Consider the following 16,660-nt stretch of genomic DNA (forward strand, 5'->3'; position numbering starts at 1 on the left):
ATCATAACACAAAAAAGAAGAGCATTCATTTTATTGAACTCTCTCCTTCTACTGAAACACTTACTTCTGATTCACTATCAAATACACCAACGGTTCCATGATCAGACACAACGCCCAGAACACAACAATTATAATTGCGGCAATATACCACAAACTCATCACCTTTATATCCAGTGCAACCTAAAGAAACTAAATATTGGCCAGGCTGTAAATATTGTTTTTGATAAAAAGAAATCGTAACAATATCTCCTTTTTTTATCATTGATGTGTCAATATTTTCTAGCATAGTATTTGTTCCCGTTAATTCTAATCCTTTTGTATCTCGTAATTTGAAGGCAAATATTGGTGATAAATTATCCTCATGTACTTTTACTTTCATTTTAACAGTATAATAATCACCTTTATAAACATTATTTCCTAAAGATCCGTCTTCTGAAAAAATACCAAAATCAATAATTGTAGCTCTACCATCACCATATACCTCGATAGATGGATTTACTAAAATTTGGTCCTTCCATAATGTATCTGAGTTTTCTAAATTTAATTTCTCTTGGACTTTTAATTCTACTTCATCGGTTTCTGCATCCCGATCATCCCATTGACCAACCATGACTTTTTTATATAAATCAACCATTTCTCGAGGTGTTCCCTCGGCTAATTTTTTTCCAGCATTTAATAGAACACAACGATTACAATAGCGAACTACGCTTCCCATATCGTGTGTTACAAATAATATGGTCTTACCTCGTTTTCTGAACTCCTCAAAACGACGATAACATTTGTTTTGAAAGAATATATCACCTACAGACAATGCTTCATCAACAATTAAAATATCAGGATCAACAGAGATAGCCACAGAAAAAGCCAATCTTGCAAACATACCACTGGAATATGTTTTTACCGGCTGATAGATGTGATCTCCGATATCGGCAAATTCAATAATATCGTCTAGCTTTTCATTCATCTCTTCTTCAGAGAATCCAATCATCTGCCCATTTAAATAAATATTTTGTATGCCCGTATATTCCATATTAAAACCAGCACCTAATTCAAGTAATGCTGCAATCTTTCCTTTTACTCTTACTTCTCCCTCAGTTGGTGTTAAAACATTTGTAATAATTTTTAAAATTGTCGATTTTCCACTACCATTTTTTCCGATAATACCTAGAATTTCTCCCTTTTTTACATCAAAGGAAACATCCTGTAATGCAGAAAACTCCTTATGTCTTAAATGGTTTGGAAAAAAAGTTTCTTTCAATCGATCGGATGGTTTAGCATATAGATTATATATTTTCGAAACATGATTTACTTCAATAACATTTTCCATATACATCACTCCTACAATACATCTGCAAAATGTGGTCGCATTTTATTGAAAATATGCTTACCAATAACAGCTAAGATAAGAACCAATAACCAAAAATAAATCGTTAAATAAGGATGAGTCAAAATATATTCATTACGCAATAAACAACTTCTATATCCTTCTACAACATAATACATAGGATTTAATTTAAATATGAAACTAAACCAATACCCCTTAACCATATCAAACGACCACATAATAGGCGTTAACCACATACCAGCTTGTAAAACAACTCCTACAATTTGAGTTATATCACGAAAGAAAACAGTAATACTTGCGGTAAAATATCCTACTGTGATAACGAGTACAATCATACAAAATGAATAATAAAATACTTGAAGACTAGCTATATTTGGATATCTCCCAAAAATTGCCATAACAACAAACAATAGAATGATAAAAAATAAATGCACAAATAATTGGGAAATTATTTTAATAATGGGTAATATTTCAATATCAAACACGACTTTTTTTACTAAGTAACTATATTCAAGAAAAACACCAGTCACACTATTAAGTGCACCACTAAAGAAAAACCAAGGTATTAAACCACACATGATCCAAATTATATATGGCATTCCACTGTAATCTCCTGGCGCAACAGCCTTTAATCCTACTTGAAATACAAACCAATAGATCAAAATAGTAACACAGGGTTGAATGAATGCCCATATCATTCCTAAATATGATCCTGCATAAGATTTTTTAATATCATCTTTACTTAAAAACATGATTAATTTTTTGTTTTTTGCAATACTCTTTAATAAATCCATGATAATCCTTTATATAAATAAAATTGATGATTTTTACTTATACATTGTCCTTTCTATCCAGATTTATGTTTTCTAAGCTTTACTTCTATTTTGAAAAAGCATGAATAATAAATTACTAGAACGATACTGATTATATACTAGTTCCATCAAAAAATAAAACTATTCCCTACAATAAAAATACAAGATAATTTCTCATTTAATATAGATATAGTATGAAATCTCTGCATCATTATCAACAACCGATGCATACTCTTTAAAACCTATAGAGCTTAGTTTTTCCGTATACACATCGTTTGCTGTTATTAAACAGTTAATCGGATATTTCGCTAATAATGTTTGAAATTCCTTGAATGATTTCTCATCATTGGTAGCCATAAAATTGTAATAGATTTGAAAATTTTTATTGGCTGAATAATCTTTAAATACTGTTGTTTGCGGGTTTGAATACCGATATAATGCTGAAATGACATGCGTATTATGATAGGCAACACCACCAAGTTGAACACCTAATGCGTATGGATTTTTATTAACAGTTTGTAAATCTAAGCTTAATATGTTTAATTCTTTGTTATGATCTTTTGTATACTCCTGTAATTTCTCACCTAATTCTATAGTACTTTTTGGCATCAGCATTGGGTTCTGTTTAAATACTCTATAACTCTCTAGCAAATTCGAAGAAATCATACTGGTGTTTGGCTGATAAAACAAACTTCCTCCTGCTTGCTGGATTGAAAATAACGATGATACAAATAATGCTCCGGCAACTGCAGTCGATAAAATAGTTCCCGTTCTTTGTTTCCGTTTATTTAGAATCATTGTACAATACAGTTCAACGAATATCACAGTAACTAAGGTATGGATATAAGTTAATATCATTCTTCTCCTTACAAAGTCAAAGAAGCAAACAGAAGAAATGATATTGCCTATCCATGGTGCAAAAACCAATAAGGTCATAATGATGAGCATCGTATTTAAAAAATATGCTTCCTTATTCAATGCTTTCTTTTCTCGATACCACAAAATTAAAATGCCAATTAAAAGTATCATGAACAATATTATATTTGTTGTGAATACATGATTTGCAAACTGCGTGATTCTCAATATATCCCCTCTGTTTAAAATGATTCCCAGGCCTATCAACAACAATACAAATATCAGACTTATTTTGTATTTTTTCTGGATACAGATGAAATATCCCAACAGATATGTGATCACGGAAGCTAAAATGATTGGTATGGCAATTGCAGATTTTGAAATCAGTACAATTGAAATAACTAGTACCTCAGTTACCAATCGAATATCTATTTTCTTTCGATCGATAAATGGCCCAATCAGCAATAACATACCCATGACCCGCGGAATCGATGAACCGTAATACATGGCATATGTATATTGATTCCAATCTCCTAATCGAATCCAACCTTTATAAAATAAGAATACTTCGTACATGGAAAATAGAAGCACGATGGAACAGGCATATTGAAGGGAAGATTGTTTATAGGACTTTTTATAGCCATCCGCAATCTTCTTTGCAACTACCGTCACCAGATTTACAAGAAGATAATAATGATATCCTGACACAAACAGACGGCAAAACAAAGATGGAAATGCATGAAATACATAAGCATAAACGGAGAGTTCCGATTCATGGGTCGCCAACCAATAGGATCCTGAATAATTATGATCTGTGAATCCAGTTGCGTAATTGTGTCTGTATGGATTGGTTACATATGGAAGTTCCATGACCTTGTTCAAATAATAACCATCGTCTAAATGGTTATTAAACCACCATGGCCGAAAATTTGACAGCATAAGGACAATCAACAAACATGTGATGACGATCAAAAAATAATTATCTTTTAAACATGCCAAAAAGCCATTCGGAAACATCTGGATCGAATATTTGCGAAATCTATATACAATAAAACAGATACTTACGATCCAGAGAATGATCATACAAATGAAGAACAATTTCCATGGTGCATTTAATACCTGAATGGGTATCCCAAATAAGGCAATAATGAAAGAGTAACCAATATAGCCGACAATCAAACGATCGGGCATAAAAGTATCCTCTTTTGTGATGGCTGCTCCTAATCCATATATAAAAAATATCATTACAAAGAGCCATAAAAATCCTAATACGTAATTTGACATATTTTCCCCTATCTCTTTTCCTTCCTTTAATTGATGTAAAATCTACTTATTTTTTTTGTGTTTTATCACAAAAAATAAATCCATTAATCTTCCTTTCATTTTTTTTATTTTGTAATAATTTGGATTAAAATTTAACATGATTAATTGATAAAGATTTCTATCTTGGATTGCATTTACATGTTTATAACAAAAATCTAATAATTTTGCATAATTATTTTTTTTATAAAGTTCTGGGATAGACTTTTTTGTTGCTTCTAAAACATCGATTCGACTTTTAGTAACTAATGTTCTTGTGTATTCTGAATTAGCACTCTTAAATTGCTTATTCAATTGATCATTTAACTCAACATTCATATCGACCCCAATTGTATTGTTTTTGTGAATTCTATAGTCAAATAATGACTTATTATAAAAATACATTCCACATTTATAGGATGCATATAAATTAATGAGCCAATCATGTGGTAAATACTCAGAAAAATTTTCAACAAACCAATCTTTTATTTCTTTTGTGATAACTAACGAACAGCCTTGAAAATAGTTATGCAACATAAACTCCTGGAGTGAAACTTCGACTAAATCGCCATTTGCAACTTCTTTTAAGTAAAAATTATTGTTTGAACGTCCTGGAATTAACTGTATTGTAACTTTTTTATCATCTGAATCAATGAATGAGAAAGAAGAAGCTAAGGATAATATATTTGAATTCGAGTTCATTATGTCAATCATCAATTTTACTTTATCTTCGTACCATACATCATCTTGATCACAAAGAAAAATATAATCTCCAGAACATAAAGATAATGCCTTTTTAAAATTTTGCTTATATCCCAAATTTTCATTATTTTCAAATATTTTTATTTGCGAATATTTTTTCTTATATTCATTTAAAATGGAGACTGTATTATCCCTTGAACAATCATCACAAATAATAACTTCATCAACCGGCAAAGATTGTGTAAATATTGAATCTAATTGTTCTTTTAAAAACTGTTCCCCATTATATGTTGCCATCGCAACTGAAATCATATCAACATTTCTCCTTTTCATTGCAAACCGGAATCATACATTTCAATGAATTAAAACAAAGAGTAAATCCATACACCGCGCTTTTTTTGATTTTAAGTGTCGATAATAAGGATTAAAGTTCTGTTTCAACAAACGAAAGAACTTCCGATCTTGAATGGCTTCAATATGTTCTTTGTCAAATTGATAATAAGCATCAAATCGTTTTTTATTGTCGTCATAAAATTCTGGATTCACTTCTTTGATGGTTTCTAAGACTTTCATGCCATCACTACAAACCAAGATTCGTGTATTTTCTTCATTGGCTACTTTAACATGTTCACTCGTTGTCAGATTGGCATCTTTAGCACCAATCGTATTCTTCGAATGGATCCGATATCCAAATAAAGATCGATTATAAAAATACATGCTGCCATGTTTCGACGCAATCAGATTGATGATCCAATCATGAGGCAATTTGGTACTGAAACGTTTTATAAAACCATCTCGTAGTGAAGAAGTAATCAATAAAGAACATCCTTGAAAATAATTGTGATTCAGGAACTCATCAAATTTTACTTCCACAATATCATTGGGTCGTACTTCTTTGATATAAAGATTGTTGTTGGAAAAGCCTTTTTTCTTACGAATGGAAATTGGTTGGTCGTGCTCATCTATAAATGTAAAAGAAGAAGCTAATGCTTCCATTTCGGGATTATTATTCATGATGGCGACCATTTCTTTGACTTTATCTGAATCCCAGATATCATCTTGATCACAAAGAAAGATATATTCTTTTGAACACAAGGACAATGCTTTTTTAAAATTGCGTTTATATCCTAAATTCTGTTCATTTTTATATAAATGAATGTGAGGATATTGTTTTATATATTCTTGAATAATATCCACCGTTCCATCACTCGATTGATCATCACAAATAATGATTTCATCTACGGGTAAAGATTGATGGAGGATCGAATCCAATTGTTTTCGTAAATAAACTTCCCCATTATACGTTGCCATCGCAACCGATATCATGTGCATCCATCCTCTCTTTCATATACACTCGAATTTCATGCATTTGTTTGGCTTTCTCTTTATTGATGATCCGGTACACCTTTTCTTTTGTGCCATAATACTTATATTCAAATACTAATTTTTTCTGATAATCTAAATCATATTTCTTTCCATAATATACACTGGAATCCATTTCATGACCAATCATCGCTAAAGAAGATGGGGTACTCTTTTTTTCCAAATGAATCATTTTTAAAGATCCATCATACACACTTTTTTTACTTGGATCCAGCTTTTCGATACGACGTTTGAGATCTGGTTCTTCATAATACATAAACATATGTTCATCAAACATCCCCGCTTGGATAAACAAATCCCGAGGAACAAACATATCGGCTCCGGATATATACATTTGATTTGGATTGAATCGTCCCATTTTGTTCCATAACTTAAGTGTCCATTTCTTTATACTAGACATTTGATAATCATTATAAAAAGAAAAGCCTGGTTTCCCATTCTCATAGCATAATTGAATACCTAACATACCAATGGATTCCTTTTGAAATCGCTGGATAATTTTTTTAAAGATAGGTTCCACCAAAATGATATCTGGATTTAAGAAGGCAAGGATCTTTCCCTTCGATACTTTGACACCTTCATTATTCCCTGCTCCAAAACCTCGATTGTCACTGGGCACATATTGAAAATGAGGCAGAGGAATATCCTGAATATCTGGATAGATTCTTTCCTTTTCCGGGCTGTTATCGACCACGATGACTTCCAATTCATCACCAATATCATTGTACTGGGCAATGGATTCCAAAGCTTGTCGTACAATGGGGCCACTTTTATAAGCAACCAAGATGACGGACAATTCCATCTTAGTCACCTCCATTTAAGATGCTTTGATATATTTCTTTTAAATGACGAATATGATTGTCCATGGAATATTTCGTCGTATCAAAAGTTTGATAAATATACGTATTCATTGTTTTGATCAAATCATCCTCTTGACATCGTTCAATGACTTGTTTTAATGCTTCACTTTGATAGCCATCATACAAAAAGCCATTCTTTCCTTCTTCAATGATGTCTTTGGATGCATTCTTATCCGAAACAATACAAGGAATGCCACAAGCCAACATTTCCAATGGTGTTAAAGGACTGGCTTCGTAATAAGTGGAAGGAAAAACAAAACAGCGCGTTTGTTTTAGATAAGGTACCATATCTTTTTTTTCTTTCCAGCCCGCAAATTCAATATTTGGATACTTTTCTTTTAATTCTTCATATAAAACACCTTTGCCAATGACGGCAGCGGGTACATGGGCTTTGGTGACGCCTTCACAAAAAATACGAATACCTTTATCATCGGTTAATCGTCCTACATAGAGATATAATGGATTTTTATCACATTCGACTTGAAAACGATTCGTAAAATTGATGGGATTTTCTAAAAAATAATGCTTCTGAATAGAGGGATATCTTCTCAACAATTGGGTTGACGCAAAATCGGAAATAAAAATATACGAAATATTCTTGCGTGGACGAATATGATCATTTTGAATCTTTTGTCGACAAACTCGAAATAATTTGTGTCCATAGTTTCGTGCATCACAATTTGTGCGAATACATGTTCCACTCATCGGTGGAATCTCACAAATATGATGATGTGGATAATTATATAACCCACCATTCGGACACACCAAAAAATAATCATGCGTCGTCAGTGCAACTTGAAAGCCTTTTTCTTCCAATACTTCAAAGATAGAACTAGAGATTCCTTTGGTCCACGTATGGACATGAACAATGGTATCTTCACAAGAAAAATGGTTTAATACTTTCGATAATTTTTCTTTTGCTTCTTTATTCCATAAACCTTGTAGCACCGCATGCAAACGATTTTTATCATGTAAGATATCTTTTTGTCCCAAACACACCACATTTACTTTGGATGCTTGCAGTTCATCCGATACCGGTCCAACCGCTGCAAATAAGGTTACATGATAGTCTTTAGAAAGGGCGATGGCACTTTCGTGTGCCACGCGAGAAGCCCCGCCTTCGATATACGCAAAGTCACAAATCACGATGACATTTTTAACTTTTTTTACCATAATTTCCAACCCCACTTATGAAAATATTTTCGTGCCGATTGTACATGAATCTTAAATAAACGCTTGTTTTTATGCGAACCCTTTTGCCAATGATGGATCACTTCGACATCGGGAAAATACATGACTTTCGATACTTGATTGATGCGTTTGGATAAATCCGCATCTTCCATATACATAAAAAAACGATCATCAAATCCATGTAGTTGTCGAAATAGATTCGTGCGAATAACAAGGAAACATCCTTGCGCAAAAGGAACTTGAAAGGGTTTGGAATAGTCCATATACGATAGGGTATGGTCTTGAATCCGTTTTTTGAAGATGTGCCGTCCGAAATAGCGGGTAAACATATCAAAAACAGTGATTTCTTTTCGATACGCTTCTTGAAGATGTCCCGTATCATCCACGATCTTGGGAATGACCATGCCGACTTCTGGATGATGATCTAGATATTGAAAGATGGGTCCAAACACATCTTCTTGGATCACGATATCGGGATTGATGATGGCATGATACTTAGAATCGATATATTCCAGTGCATGATTGTGCCCTTTCCCAAAGCCTTGATTTTCGTGGTTATCCACATAGTGTACATGATTGACCTGCAAAAACGATTGAAATTCTTCTTTTTGAGGATCGTCAACACTGTTATCAAAAACATACATTTCATAGGGAATGGATGTATATTGAACGATCGAAGTAATGGCTTTTTTGATGTCGTCATAATCATGAAACGCTACAATTGAAATAGATAATGGCTGCATCACATGGCACCTCTTCCACCCAAGACAATATTGATGGTTCGATAAATGATCGTAATATCTAACCAAATGTTCCAGTTATGGGAATAATAGTTATCCAGCATCAAGCGTTCATCAAACGTGACATCACTACGGCCATGGGTTTGCCACATCCCCGTAAGGCCCGGCTTGCTTTGAATGATGAATTTATAATGTTCCCCCATATCCTTTTTTTCTTTTGGTAAATAAGGTCGAGGACCGACTAAACTCATTTCTCCTTTTAAGACATTGATAAATTGAGGAAATTCATCCAAGCTTTTTTTACGTAAGAATTCGCCAGCCTTGGTGATGCGTGGATCATGTTCTAATTTCTTATTGATGGTATATTCTTTGCGAATGGCTGGATCTTTTGCCATTAATTCATCCAGGATCTGATCTGCATGAGGCACCATGGTTCGATATTTATAAATCTTAAACAATTTTCCATTTTTGCCAATCCGATCTTGCGTAAAGAAGATGGGCCCATGATCGCCATGTTTCACATTGATGATCTTGACATAAAGAGACAAGGGAAGCAAAAGAATACAACCCAAAAGGCCAAAGACAATATCCATCAACCGTTTACAAAACGCACTCAACGTTGTGATCGAACCCGAAGAATTGGCCACCAATAATTGTCCGTCATAATCTTCCACTTTTGTATCAAACGTTATTAAATTTTCCAAACGAGGAACAAAATAGACATTCTCAGCGACATCCTGCACTTTATTCATGATGCGTTGGATATCTCTTTGATTCATCTGCGTAATCGCAATGATCACTGTATCAATATGCTGGGTTTCTAATAAAGCATCCATTTCATAGAAGGGATAGATACGACGCGATTGGACAAATTCGCGCTGATGGATATTTTCAAATTCAGGAACATGGTTACAGTTGATGAAAGCACGAATATCAAACATCGAAAACCGATTGTGTGCTACGGTCGTGCGAAACCGTTCGGCAGAAGGACCAACGCCAATGACCATGACACGATGTTCGAAATACTTACGGAAATGGTGTCTAGAAAAGATGGCAAACCATACATCAAAGACAAAACATAGAAGAATGAATAAAACCAACATTTTCCAATCTTTGGGTGAATAGGACCAAATGATCAAAAAATCGATCATGAATGCATAGACATGACTCATGATACATAAACGCAACTCATCGGTTGCTAAAAGAACGATGCGACGATAGCGCCCCACGATGATCTGCATTAAGATATAGGCCACGAATAAACGGGATTGAAAATCATTGTCTAACCATGGCAACGCGACCAAAAGAAAAGTCGCAAATAATGTATCTACAATAAAGTTTAATATACCTATTTTTGTCATAAGCAACAATGCCTCCTGTTGTAAGCATTACTGCGATTATTATTACATATTCCAACAAAAAAGTGAAATCGATAAAAAAAAGACCCTAACAATCTGTTAGAGTCTATATCTTATTGCGCACCCACTGTATTATCGACACTGGCATCTTGTTGATAGGTCGTATCTTCGGTTGGTGTATAGGTTTGTGTTTGCGCCTGCGAGGATGCATCATAATACGTTGATCCTGAATAATCCACGGATTGATCTGTTGTATATTGAGACGTATCCGAAGAATAACTACTCGACGTATCTTGGGATTGTACCCCCGTCATATAATCCGGCATCGTAAACTCACCCTTCAATTTAGAAGAAACACTTGATGCTTTTTTGCCGGCAATGACCGCTTTGATCTTCTTGGATGCGATATCAATGGTTCTTTGATCGGGTACCAAAACCGAAGCGGTTTGTCCAGCCATGGCGCAATACAACGTATCACCTTGACCATCCAATACATAACTTTCAAAGTTCCATTTTGGATTGTCTTGCAACTGATATTGTACAAACTGTTTAATTTCACTATCCGTCATATTGGTTTCAAATACGCCGGACATGGCTTTCAACAAATCATTGTAATGAGTCAGTGCATTGCTGGAAAGCACCTTATTGATCAACGCTTTTAAGACTTGTTGCTGGTTCTTGACCCGTTGTCGATCGCCTTCTTCATAGGCATAGCGCTCTCGTGCATAGGCCAAAGCCCGTGCTCCATCTAAATGGTTCTTGCCTTCATGGACACCTTCCACACCCGGATTGGTATAGAATTGGTCAACGGCATATCCTTTTTTGACATACACATCAATACCACCAACCGCATCCACAACGGCTTTGACCGCTTCAAAATCCAATCGAACAGTATAATTAATATCAACATCCAACATTTGTTCCAAGGTATCACGTGTTGTATCCAGTCCGGTCATTCCGGTATGGGTCAATTTATCCAGCTCGCCAACCGGACATTCCCCATCCTCGCAAGCATATTGAATATAATAATCACGCGGAATACTTGTCATCAATACATCATGCGTCTTTGGATTGACCGTTACTAACATATTAACATCCGAACGTGCAACGGATTCTAGCCCTCCATAATTATCATTACCACTAATTTCAATGGTAAATGGTTTGGAAGTAATGTCACTAACAGCACTCGCTGACAAATTGTCTTTTGTATAATAAATGGTTTTCAGGATGGACACAGTCTTGGACCCAAAATCTTTATAATTATCAATTTCTTCAATGCCAGAAACATACGAATCACTAATGATGATGGCCGATACCTCTTTGTCATATAAAGCTTTGGCCAATGCCTCAACACTCTTATATTTTTTTTGCGTCACATTGACAGATTTATGCTTTAGATCACTCCACGACTTACTTGTACTTGTTGTATCGATATCCTTTAAAACCCCAACTTTTTTATTCATTAAATCTGCGGGTTCTGAAATCTTGCTCGATTTTAATGCATATACCTGAACTGTATGCTTGATTTTTCCTGACGTATTGGTCACGGTATCGATAAACCCATTGGCTTCTGACATATATTGCGTTCCTATAAAAAGGCCACAACTACACGCAATGACCAAAATGGAAGAAACCAATCGACTCCATACTCTTTTACTCGAAAAATTCAACAGAAGTAATAAAATTGCAACGATCAGCACTAAGATAATGATGACCATCCATAGAATATTGTTTGGTAAAATACTTAATACATATGCCTGATAGGCTACGAATACAGCAGAGATAACCAATAAGATGGAAATCAATATGGAAAACACTCGAAATATCTTCGTCTTTTTCATAAAAAGGATTCCTTTCACGATACAAATCAGAACTATTTTACCACATTTGTCAAGAATGCACATAAAAAGGGGTTAAAAACCCCATTATTACTGATATTCATTTGGATCAACCACAGTTGCATCATCGGTTTGTTGATAATAACCCCAATCGTCTTGTGCTTGTGAACTATCGCTATACGACGGTGTAGACTGACCATAATCATAATATCCTTGACCATAGCTCGAATCCGTATCCGTACTGTACTCTTCTGTACTTGTAGATTCACTTGTCGTATCTTCTTGTTTAGCCGTATCTTTTACCGTTTTGGATGATTTTCCATTGATGACCGCTTCGATTTTCTTTCTTGCGGTCGTGATGGAATTTTTATTTGGCAAAGTAACGGATGCATACGTACCCATACTTGCCGACATTCGTGTATCTGGTGTTCCAATCATCGCATAACTTTCAAACGTCCAATTAGGATTTAATAACAGTTGCATCCGGACAAATGAGCGAATATCATCACTGGATAGATTGGTTTCAAAAGCACCACCTAACGCATCAATCAAATTGCCATAATTCATGATCATCGATGGCGATTTGATTTTCTTGATCAATGCTTTTAAGACTTGTTGCTGGTTTTTGACTCGTTGCATATCCCCATTTGTGTACGAATATCGTTCACGCGCATATGCCAGTGCTTTTTGTCCATTCAAATGATTGGTCCCCTCATGCACGCCACCAACGGTATGATCGGTATAGAATTGTTTGACGGCTAAACCTTTCCCTACATGGACATCCACGCCACCAACAGCATCCACAATATTGACTAAACTAGAAAAATTTACACGAACATAATAGTTGATATCGACATCCATAAAATTTTCAATGGTTTGTTCCGAAGTTGAAATGCCATAAATACCCGAATGTGTCAATTTATCGTTTTCGCCATCTGGACAATCCGAATCACTATCCGCACTACAAACAATCGGTTCGTAATAATCTCTTGGAATACTTGTCATCAAAATCGTGTGTGTCGTTGGATTGACCGTAATCAACATATTGGAATCGGTTCGACTATTTTCATGAAGGGTTCCAAAAGAGTCATTTCCACTCACATAAATTGTAAATGGTTCTTGGGTGACGTCCACGGCATCTGTGGATTGTTGAATAGCCTTTTTCCGATTTGTCGTATAATGCGTGGTGTGTACCGTTCGGGTCCGTTGATTAAAATCCTGATAGGCTTCTTGATCATAAATTGTGCCTCGATAGGATTCACTTAACAACATTGCATCAATATCTCCATCATACAGTGCTTGCACTTCATCCAAATACGATGTGTATTTTACGGTATCAATAGAAATGGAAGATTCTACATCTGCCAATGCTTCTTTCATTGCTTTTGAATCAATGCTTGGTGTGATACCCACTTTGGCACCAGAAGCCTGGCTTAATTTTTTAATGCTGGATTCTTTCATAACGACAAAAGAAACATTGTTGATGACTTTATTGGAAAGATCGGTCACCGATGAAATGGCACTATCTGTACGATAAATATAATAGCTTCCTAAACCATAGCCAAAGGTTAAAGCGATAACTAATAGACCACTAATAAAACGAGAAAAACGAGATCGAGAAGTGAAGTTATAGAATAAAAAAATAATCAATGTCAATAATATGACAGAACCTAAAATAGGAATCTCAAAACGAACTGGTAATATGCCTATATGTACAATTTCTAGAATGAGCATCACCATCGCAACTAAACTCAACAAAGAAATCAAACGCAAGATAGGGTTATGTCTTTTGGGATTCCACATTTTTCGTGGCTGTTTTTTTGCACTCATAAAATCATTCAATCATTAATTTTTTTAATTGTCAAATTTTGCTTAAAATAAATGAATTAAGTATATGAACGGAAAATGATAATGACCTCATAAACCTGTATGATGTAGTTATTCATCGGGAGGTCTTATCATAAGACATGTAATACTAACTATGAAAGAAGAATTAAAATACAAAACAATTAAAAAGCTCGTTGAAGAGAACGGAAACAAGAATAGAGTAGCCATCACTTCGAATTGTTCTCGAAGAACCATCAATCGACTTATTTTACGATACAAAGAAATGGGTAAGCAAGGTAGAAAATACTCTTTCCCCCCAAGGTAAGAAAGAAGACAAAAAAGATGATGAAGTAAAAATTGTAACAAGAGATTGAAGAAACAAAAAGTAAAAAGCTCCAAAATGAATATAAAGAACAGATTCATCGATTGGATGAAAGTGAGGCTCATCCTCGCCGGCCACGCATGAAATATATTGGTGAAATGATACAAATGGATGCCAGTAGCTTTGAATGGGTCCCAAATGAGATATGGCATCTACATGTTGCCATCGATGATGCAACAAATACCCTGGTAGGCGCGTATTTTGATCTGCAGGAAACATTGAATGGGTATCTTTTCTCAGATATTGAATGATTATGGGATTTCTTATCTTTTCTATACGGACAAAAGAATCTATACGGACAAAAGAACAGTATTCGAATATCGAAGAAAAAATCGCCCATTCGATGACGAAGACATATTTATACAGTTTTCCTACGGCTGCCATCAATTGGGCGTTGAAATCAAAACAACATCGATCCCTCAAGCCAAAGGAAGAATTGAACGTGATTAACTAGACACTTCAATCAAGACTTCCTGTGGAACTCAAGAGACAGAATGTAAAGACGATTGAAGAAGCCAACGAATTTCTCAAGTCCTACCTAGCTAAATTTAATGATCAATTCGCTTTACATCTTAATAGTACCAAATCCGTATTCGCTGCTCAACCATCCGCAAAACAAATCAATACCACATTGGCCATATTAAATGAGAGAAAGATCGATTGCGGACATTCCATTCATTTCAAGAATCAATACTATATTCCTTGTGATTCCAATGGAATCAAACAATATTTCCTTCATGGGACAGATTGTCTTGTCATCCAATCTTTTGATTTCGGAACCAAAACGGAAAAAAAAGAAAAAGTATGTTCCTCCATTGGATCATCCGTGACGAATGGATATGTTTATATTTTTCAAAAGCTCCCATATATCTACTGAATCTAATATTTAATGATTTTTTGATTCAACGAAGGCGATAATAAAAAGAATGAATCCATAGAACATTTATCAAGGATGGTTTCCGCAAAGTTTATCGTTGACAAATGTTCGTTATTCATTAAACTACAGACCAAGTTGAATAAGAAAATTCCCCAATTTTCACGCTATGAAAAGTAGGCTTATATTTTTAATTTTTTAGGACATTGTCATTTTCCGTTGACAATTTTGCCTTAAAATAAATGAATTAAGTAAGACAAACTAAAAAAATATACAGTTTCAGTACGCACCGTACGATGATGTGAATCTTAATAAATATGTACTAATTGATAACATGCTTTAAAAATAAATACTTTTTTCAGTATCGCCTAAAATATAGAATTGGCGTTGTAATTCACCGATATTTTTTACCAACCATAGATGGAAGTTCCATTTTCGAATCAATAATTTGTGCTTTTCCTTTTTAAGGCTTAATCTCATGATGAAAACCATTGGCAATGAGTACTTTTAAATCCTAAAATGTATTGCGCTTAACATACAAAAAGGGTTGGAGCAATCACTCGTCACAACCCTTTCACATTACACAAGTGTATAGTAGTCAAAATCTACATACATCGCATTTTTATCCAGGCCATTTGGATACTTATCATCCACCGATGTATATTGATGAATCGATCCCAAAGTATGCGTATCCGAATGATATTGACCATCATTCGCATCCCATTGGGCAACCCATTTATCATAGTCTTCTAAACCAGTATTATACCAATTCTGAATAAACCAAGAACTCGAATAAATACCTGTATACCATCCCATACTTTTGACATCCTTACAGAAGGTTTGACAGAAAGATAAGGTTGCATCTTTGGTCCAAACACCACGATTGGTCTTATAGTTATCGGCATCTTCCATATCGTACCAAATACCTAATGTTGGCTTATATTGATTCGCAAGTGCCAATGTATAGGCTGCTTCCGTGTGCGCATCATCCACACTCAATGCATAGCTATAACAATAAAAACCATAAGGAATACCTGCCTGTATACATGCATTGACATAGGTTTCCAATAGCGGATCGGTCGTTGTCCCATAATTGGATCGAATCAACACAAAATCATATGGAGTGACATCAAAATCGGATCCATTAAACTGACTAATATCGACACCCCAATGCTTAACATCAGATGCAGGCAG

Annotated in this window: 14 protein-coding genes; 2 read left to right on the forward strand and 12 right to left on the reverse strand. The window is 34.8% G+C overall.

What is annotated here, in order from left to right; all coding sequences use genetic code 11:
- Positions 1-25: 25 nt before the first annotated feature.
- From SOS22_RS04075 to SOS22_RS04125, 11 genes are all read right to left on the reverse strand, one after another.
- The gene (locus SOS22_RS04075) at positions 26-1,327 is read right to left on the reverse strand and encodes an ABC transporter ATP-binding protein (protein WP_320596398.1); all 1,302 of its coding nucleotides are present in this window, start codon (positions 1,325-1,327) and stop codon (positions 26-28) included.
- An 11-nt stretch (positions 1,328-1,338) separates the two neighbouring features.
- Positions 1,339-2,139, reverse strand: a complete 801-nt coding sequence (locus SOS22_RS04080) for an ABC transporter permease (RefSeq protein WP_320596399.1) — start codon at positions 2,137-2,139, stop codon at positions 1,339-1,341.
- A gap of 192 nt (positions 2,140-2,331) precedes the next feature.
- A complete protein-coding gene (locus SOS22_RS04085) occupies positions 2,332-4,296 on the reverse strand; it encodes a hypothetical protein (protein ID WP_320596400.1) in 1,965 nt (654 codons plus the stop codon).
- Positions 4,297-4,338: 42 nt separating this feature from the next.
- Positions 4,339-5,325 carry a glycosyltransferase gene (locus SOS22_RS04090; protein ID WP_320596401.1) on the reverse strand — a complete coding sequence of 329 codons (987 nt, stop codon included), beginning with the start codon at positions 5,323-5,325 and terminating at the stop codon, positions 4,339-4,341.
- Between the two features lie 42 nt (positions 5,326-5,367).
- Entirely contained in the window at positions 5,368-6,345 is a 978-nt protein-coding gene (locus tag SOS22_RS04095) for a glycosyltransferase family 2 protein (protein ID WP_320596402.1), read from the reverse strand.
- Complete coding sequence (locus SOS22_RS04100) at positions 6,311-7,198, reverse strand: glycosyltransferase family 2 protein (RefSeq protein WP_277633669.1); 888 nt, start codon at positions 7,196-7,198, stop codon at positions 6,311-6,313. Before SOS22_RS04100 ends, SOS22_RS04095 begins: the two co-directional genes overlap by 35 nt.
- 1 nt (position 7,199) lies before the next feature.
- Positions 7,200-8,429, reverse strand: coding sequence for a glycosyltransferase family 4 protein (locus SOS22_RS04105; protein WP_173445764.1), 1,230 nt, complete (start codon positions 8,427-8,429; stop codon positions 7,200-7,202).
- The gene (locus tag SOS22_RS04110; protein ID WP_273343801.1) at positions 8,423-9,190 is read right to left on the reverse strand and encodes a glycosyltransferase family 2 protein; all 768 of its coding nucleotides are present in this window, start codon (positions 9,188-9,190) and stop codon (positions 8,423-8,425) included. Before SOS22_RS04110 ends, SOS22_RS04105 begins: the two co-directional genes overlap by 7 nt.
- Positions 9,190-10,548: an exopolysaccharide biosynthesis polyprenyl glycosylphosphotransferase gene (locus tag SOS22_RS04115; RefSeq protein ID WP_320596403.1), complete on the reverse strand. Its 1,359-nt coding sequence runs from the start codon at positions 10,546-10,548 to the stop codon at positions 9,190-9,192. The genes SOS22_RS04110 and SOS22_RS04115 overlap by 1 nt, the downstream gene beginning before the upstream one ends.
- A gap of 110 nt (positions 10,549-10,658) precedes the next feature.
- Positions 10,659-12,386, reverse strand: a complete 1,728-nt coding sequence (locus SOS22_RS04120; RefSeq protein ID WP_320596404.1) for an LCP family protein — start codon at positions 12,384-12,386, stop codon at positions 10,659-10,661.
- Between the two features lie 87 nt (positions 12,387-12,473).
- On the reverse strand, positions 12,474-14,213 hold the full coding sequence (locus SOS22_RS04125) for an LCP family protein (RefSeq protein ID WP_320596405.1): 1,740 nt from the start codon (positions 14,211-14,213) through the stop codon (positions 12,474-12,476).
- Between the two features lie 459 nt (positions 14,214-14,672).
- Between SOS22_RS04125 and SOS22_RS04130 the strand changes: the two genes are divergently transcribed.
- Both SOS22_RS04130 and SOS22_RS04135 read left to right on the forward strand, forming a co-directional pair.
- Entirely contained in the window at positions 14,673-14,843 is a 171-nt protein-coding gene (locus tag SOS22_RS04130) for a hypothetical protein (protein WP_320596406.1), read from the forward strand.
- 224 nt (positions 14,844-15,067) lie between these two features.
- Complete coding sequence (locus SOS22_RS04135) at positions 15,068-15,469, forward strand: hypothetical protein (protein ID WP_320596407.1); 402 nt, start codon at positions 15,068-15,070, stop codon at positions 15,467-15,469.
- 576 nt (positions 15,470-16,045) lie between these two features.
- Here SOS22_RS04135 and SOS22_RS04140 read toward each other — a convergent pair.
- Positions 16,046-16,660 (reverse strand): GH25 family lysozyme (locus SOS22_RS04140; protein ID WP_320596408.1); only part of this gene is annotated, 615 nt, incomplete at its 5' end.

This window comes from Absicoccus sp. (assembly GCF_034090965.1).
Classification (GTDB): Bacteria; Bacillota_I; Bacilli_A; order Erysipelotrichales; family Erysipelotrichaceae; genus Absicoccus; species Absicoccus intestinalis.

What these genes read in the sequence shown, in the direction of transcription:
- SOS22_RS04090 (WP_320596401.1), bottom strand. Translation starts at nt 5,325, where the DNA reads ATGATTTCAGTTGCGATGGCAACATATAATGGGGAACAGTTTTTAAAA.
- SOS22_RS04100 (WP_277633669.1), bottom strand. Translation starts at nt 7,198, where the DNA reads ATGGAATTGTCCGTCATCTTGGTTGCTTATAAAAGTGGCCCCATTGTA.
- SOS22_RS04115 (WP_320596403.1), bottom strand. Translation starts at nt 10,548, where the DNA reads ATGACAAAAATAGGTATATTAAACTTTATTGTAGATACATTATTTGCG.
- SOS22_RS04075 (WP_320596398.1), bottom strand. Translation starts at nt 1,327, where the DNA reads ATGGAAAATGTTATTGAAGTAAATCATGTTTCGAAAATATATAATCTA.
- SOS22_RS04110 (WP_273343801.1), bottom strand. Translation starts at nt 9,190, where the DNA reads ATGCAGCCATTATCTATTTCAATTGTAGCGTTTCATGATTATGACGAC.
- SOS22_RS04080 (WP_320596399.1), bottom strand. Translation starts at nt 2,139, where the DNA reads ATGGATTTATTAAAGAGTATTGCAAAAAACAAAAAATTAATCATGTTT.
- SOS22_RS04095 (WP_320596402.1), bottom strand. Translation starts at nt 6,345, where the DNA reads ATGCACATGATATCGGTTGCGATGGCAACGTATAATGGGGAAGTTTAT.
- SOS22_RS04130 (WP_320596406.1), top strand. Translation starts at nt 14,673, where the DNA reads ATGAAATATATTGGTGAAATGATACAAATGGATGCCAGTAGCTTTGAA.
- SOS22_RS04085 (WP_320596400.1), bottom strand. Translation starts at nt 4,296, where the DNA reads ATGTCAAATTACGTATTAGGATTTTTATGGCTCTTTGTAATGATATTT.
- SOS22_RS04120 (WP_320596404.1), bottom strand. Translation starts at nt 12,386, where the DNA reads ATGAAAAAGACGAAGATATTTCGAGTGTTTTCCATATTGATTTCCATC.
- SOS22_RS04105 (WP_173445764.1), bottom strand. Translation starts at nt 8,429, where the DNA reads ATGGTAAAAAAAGTTAAAAATGTCATCGTGATTTGTGACTTTGCGTAT.
- SOS22_RS04125 (WP_320596405.1), bottom strand. Translation starts at nt 14,213, where the DNA reads ATGAGTGCAAAAAAACAGCCACGAAAAATGTGGAATCCCAAAAGACAT.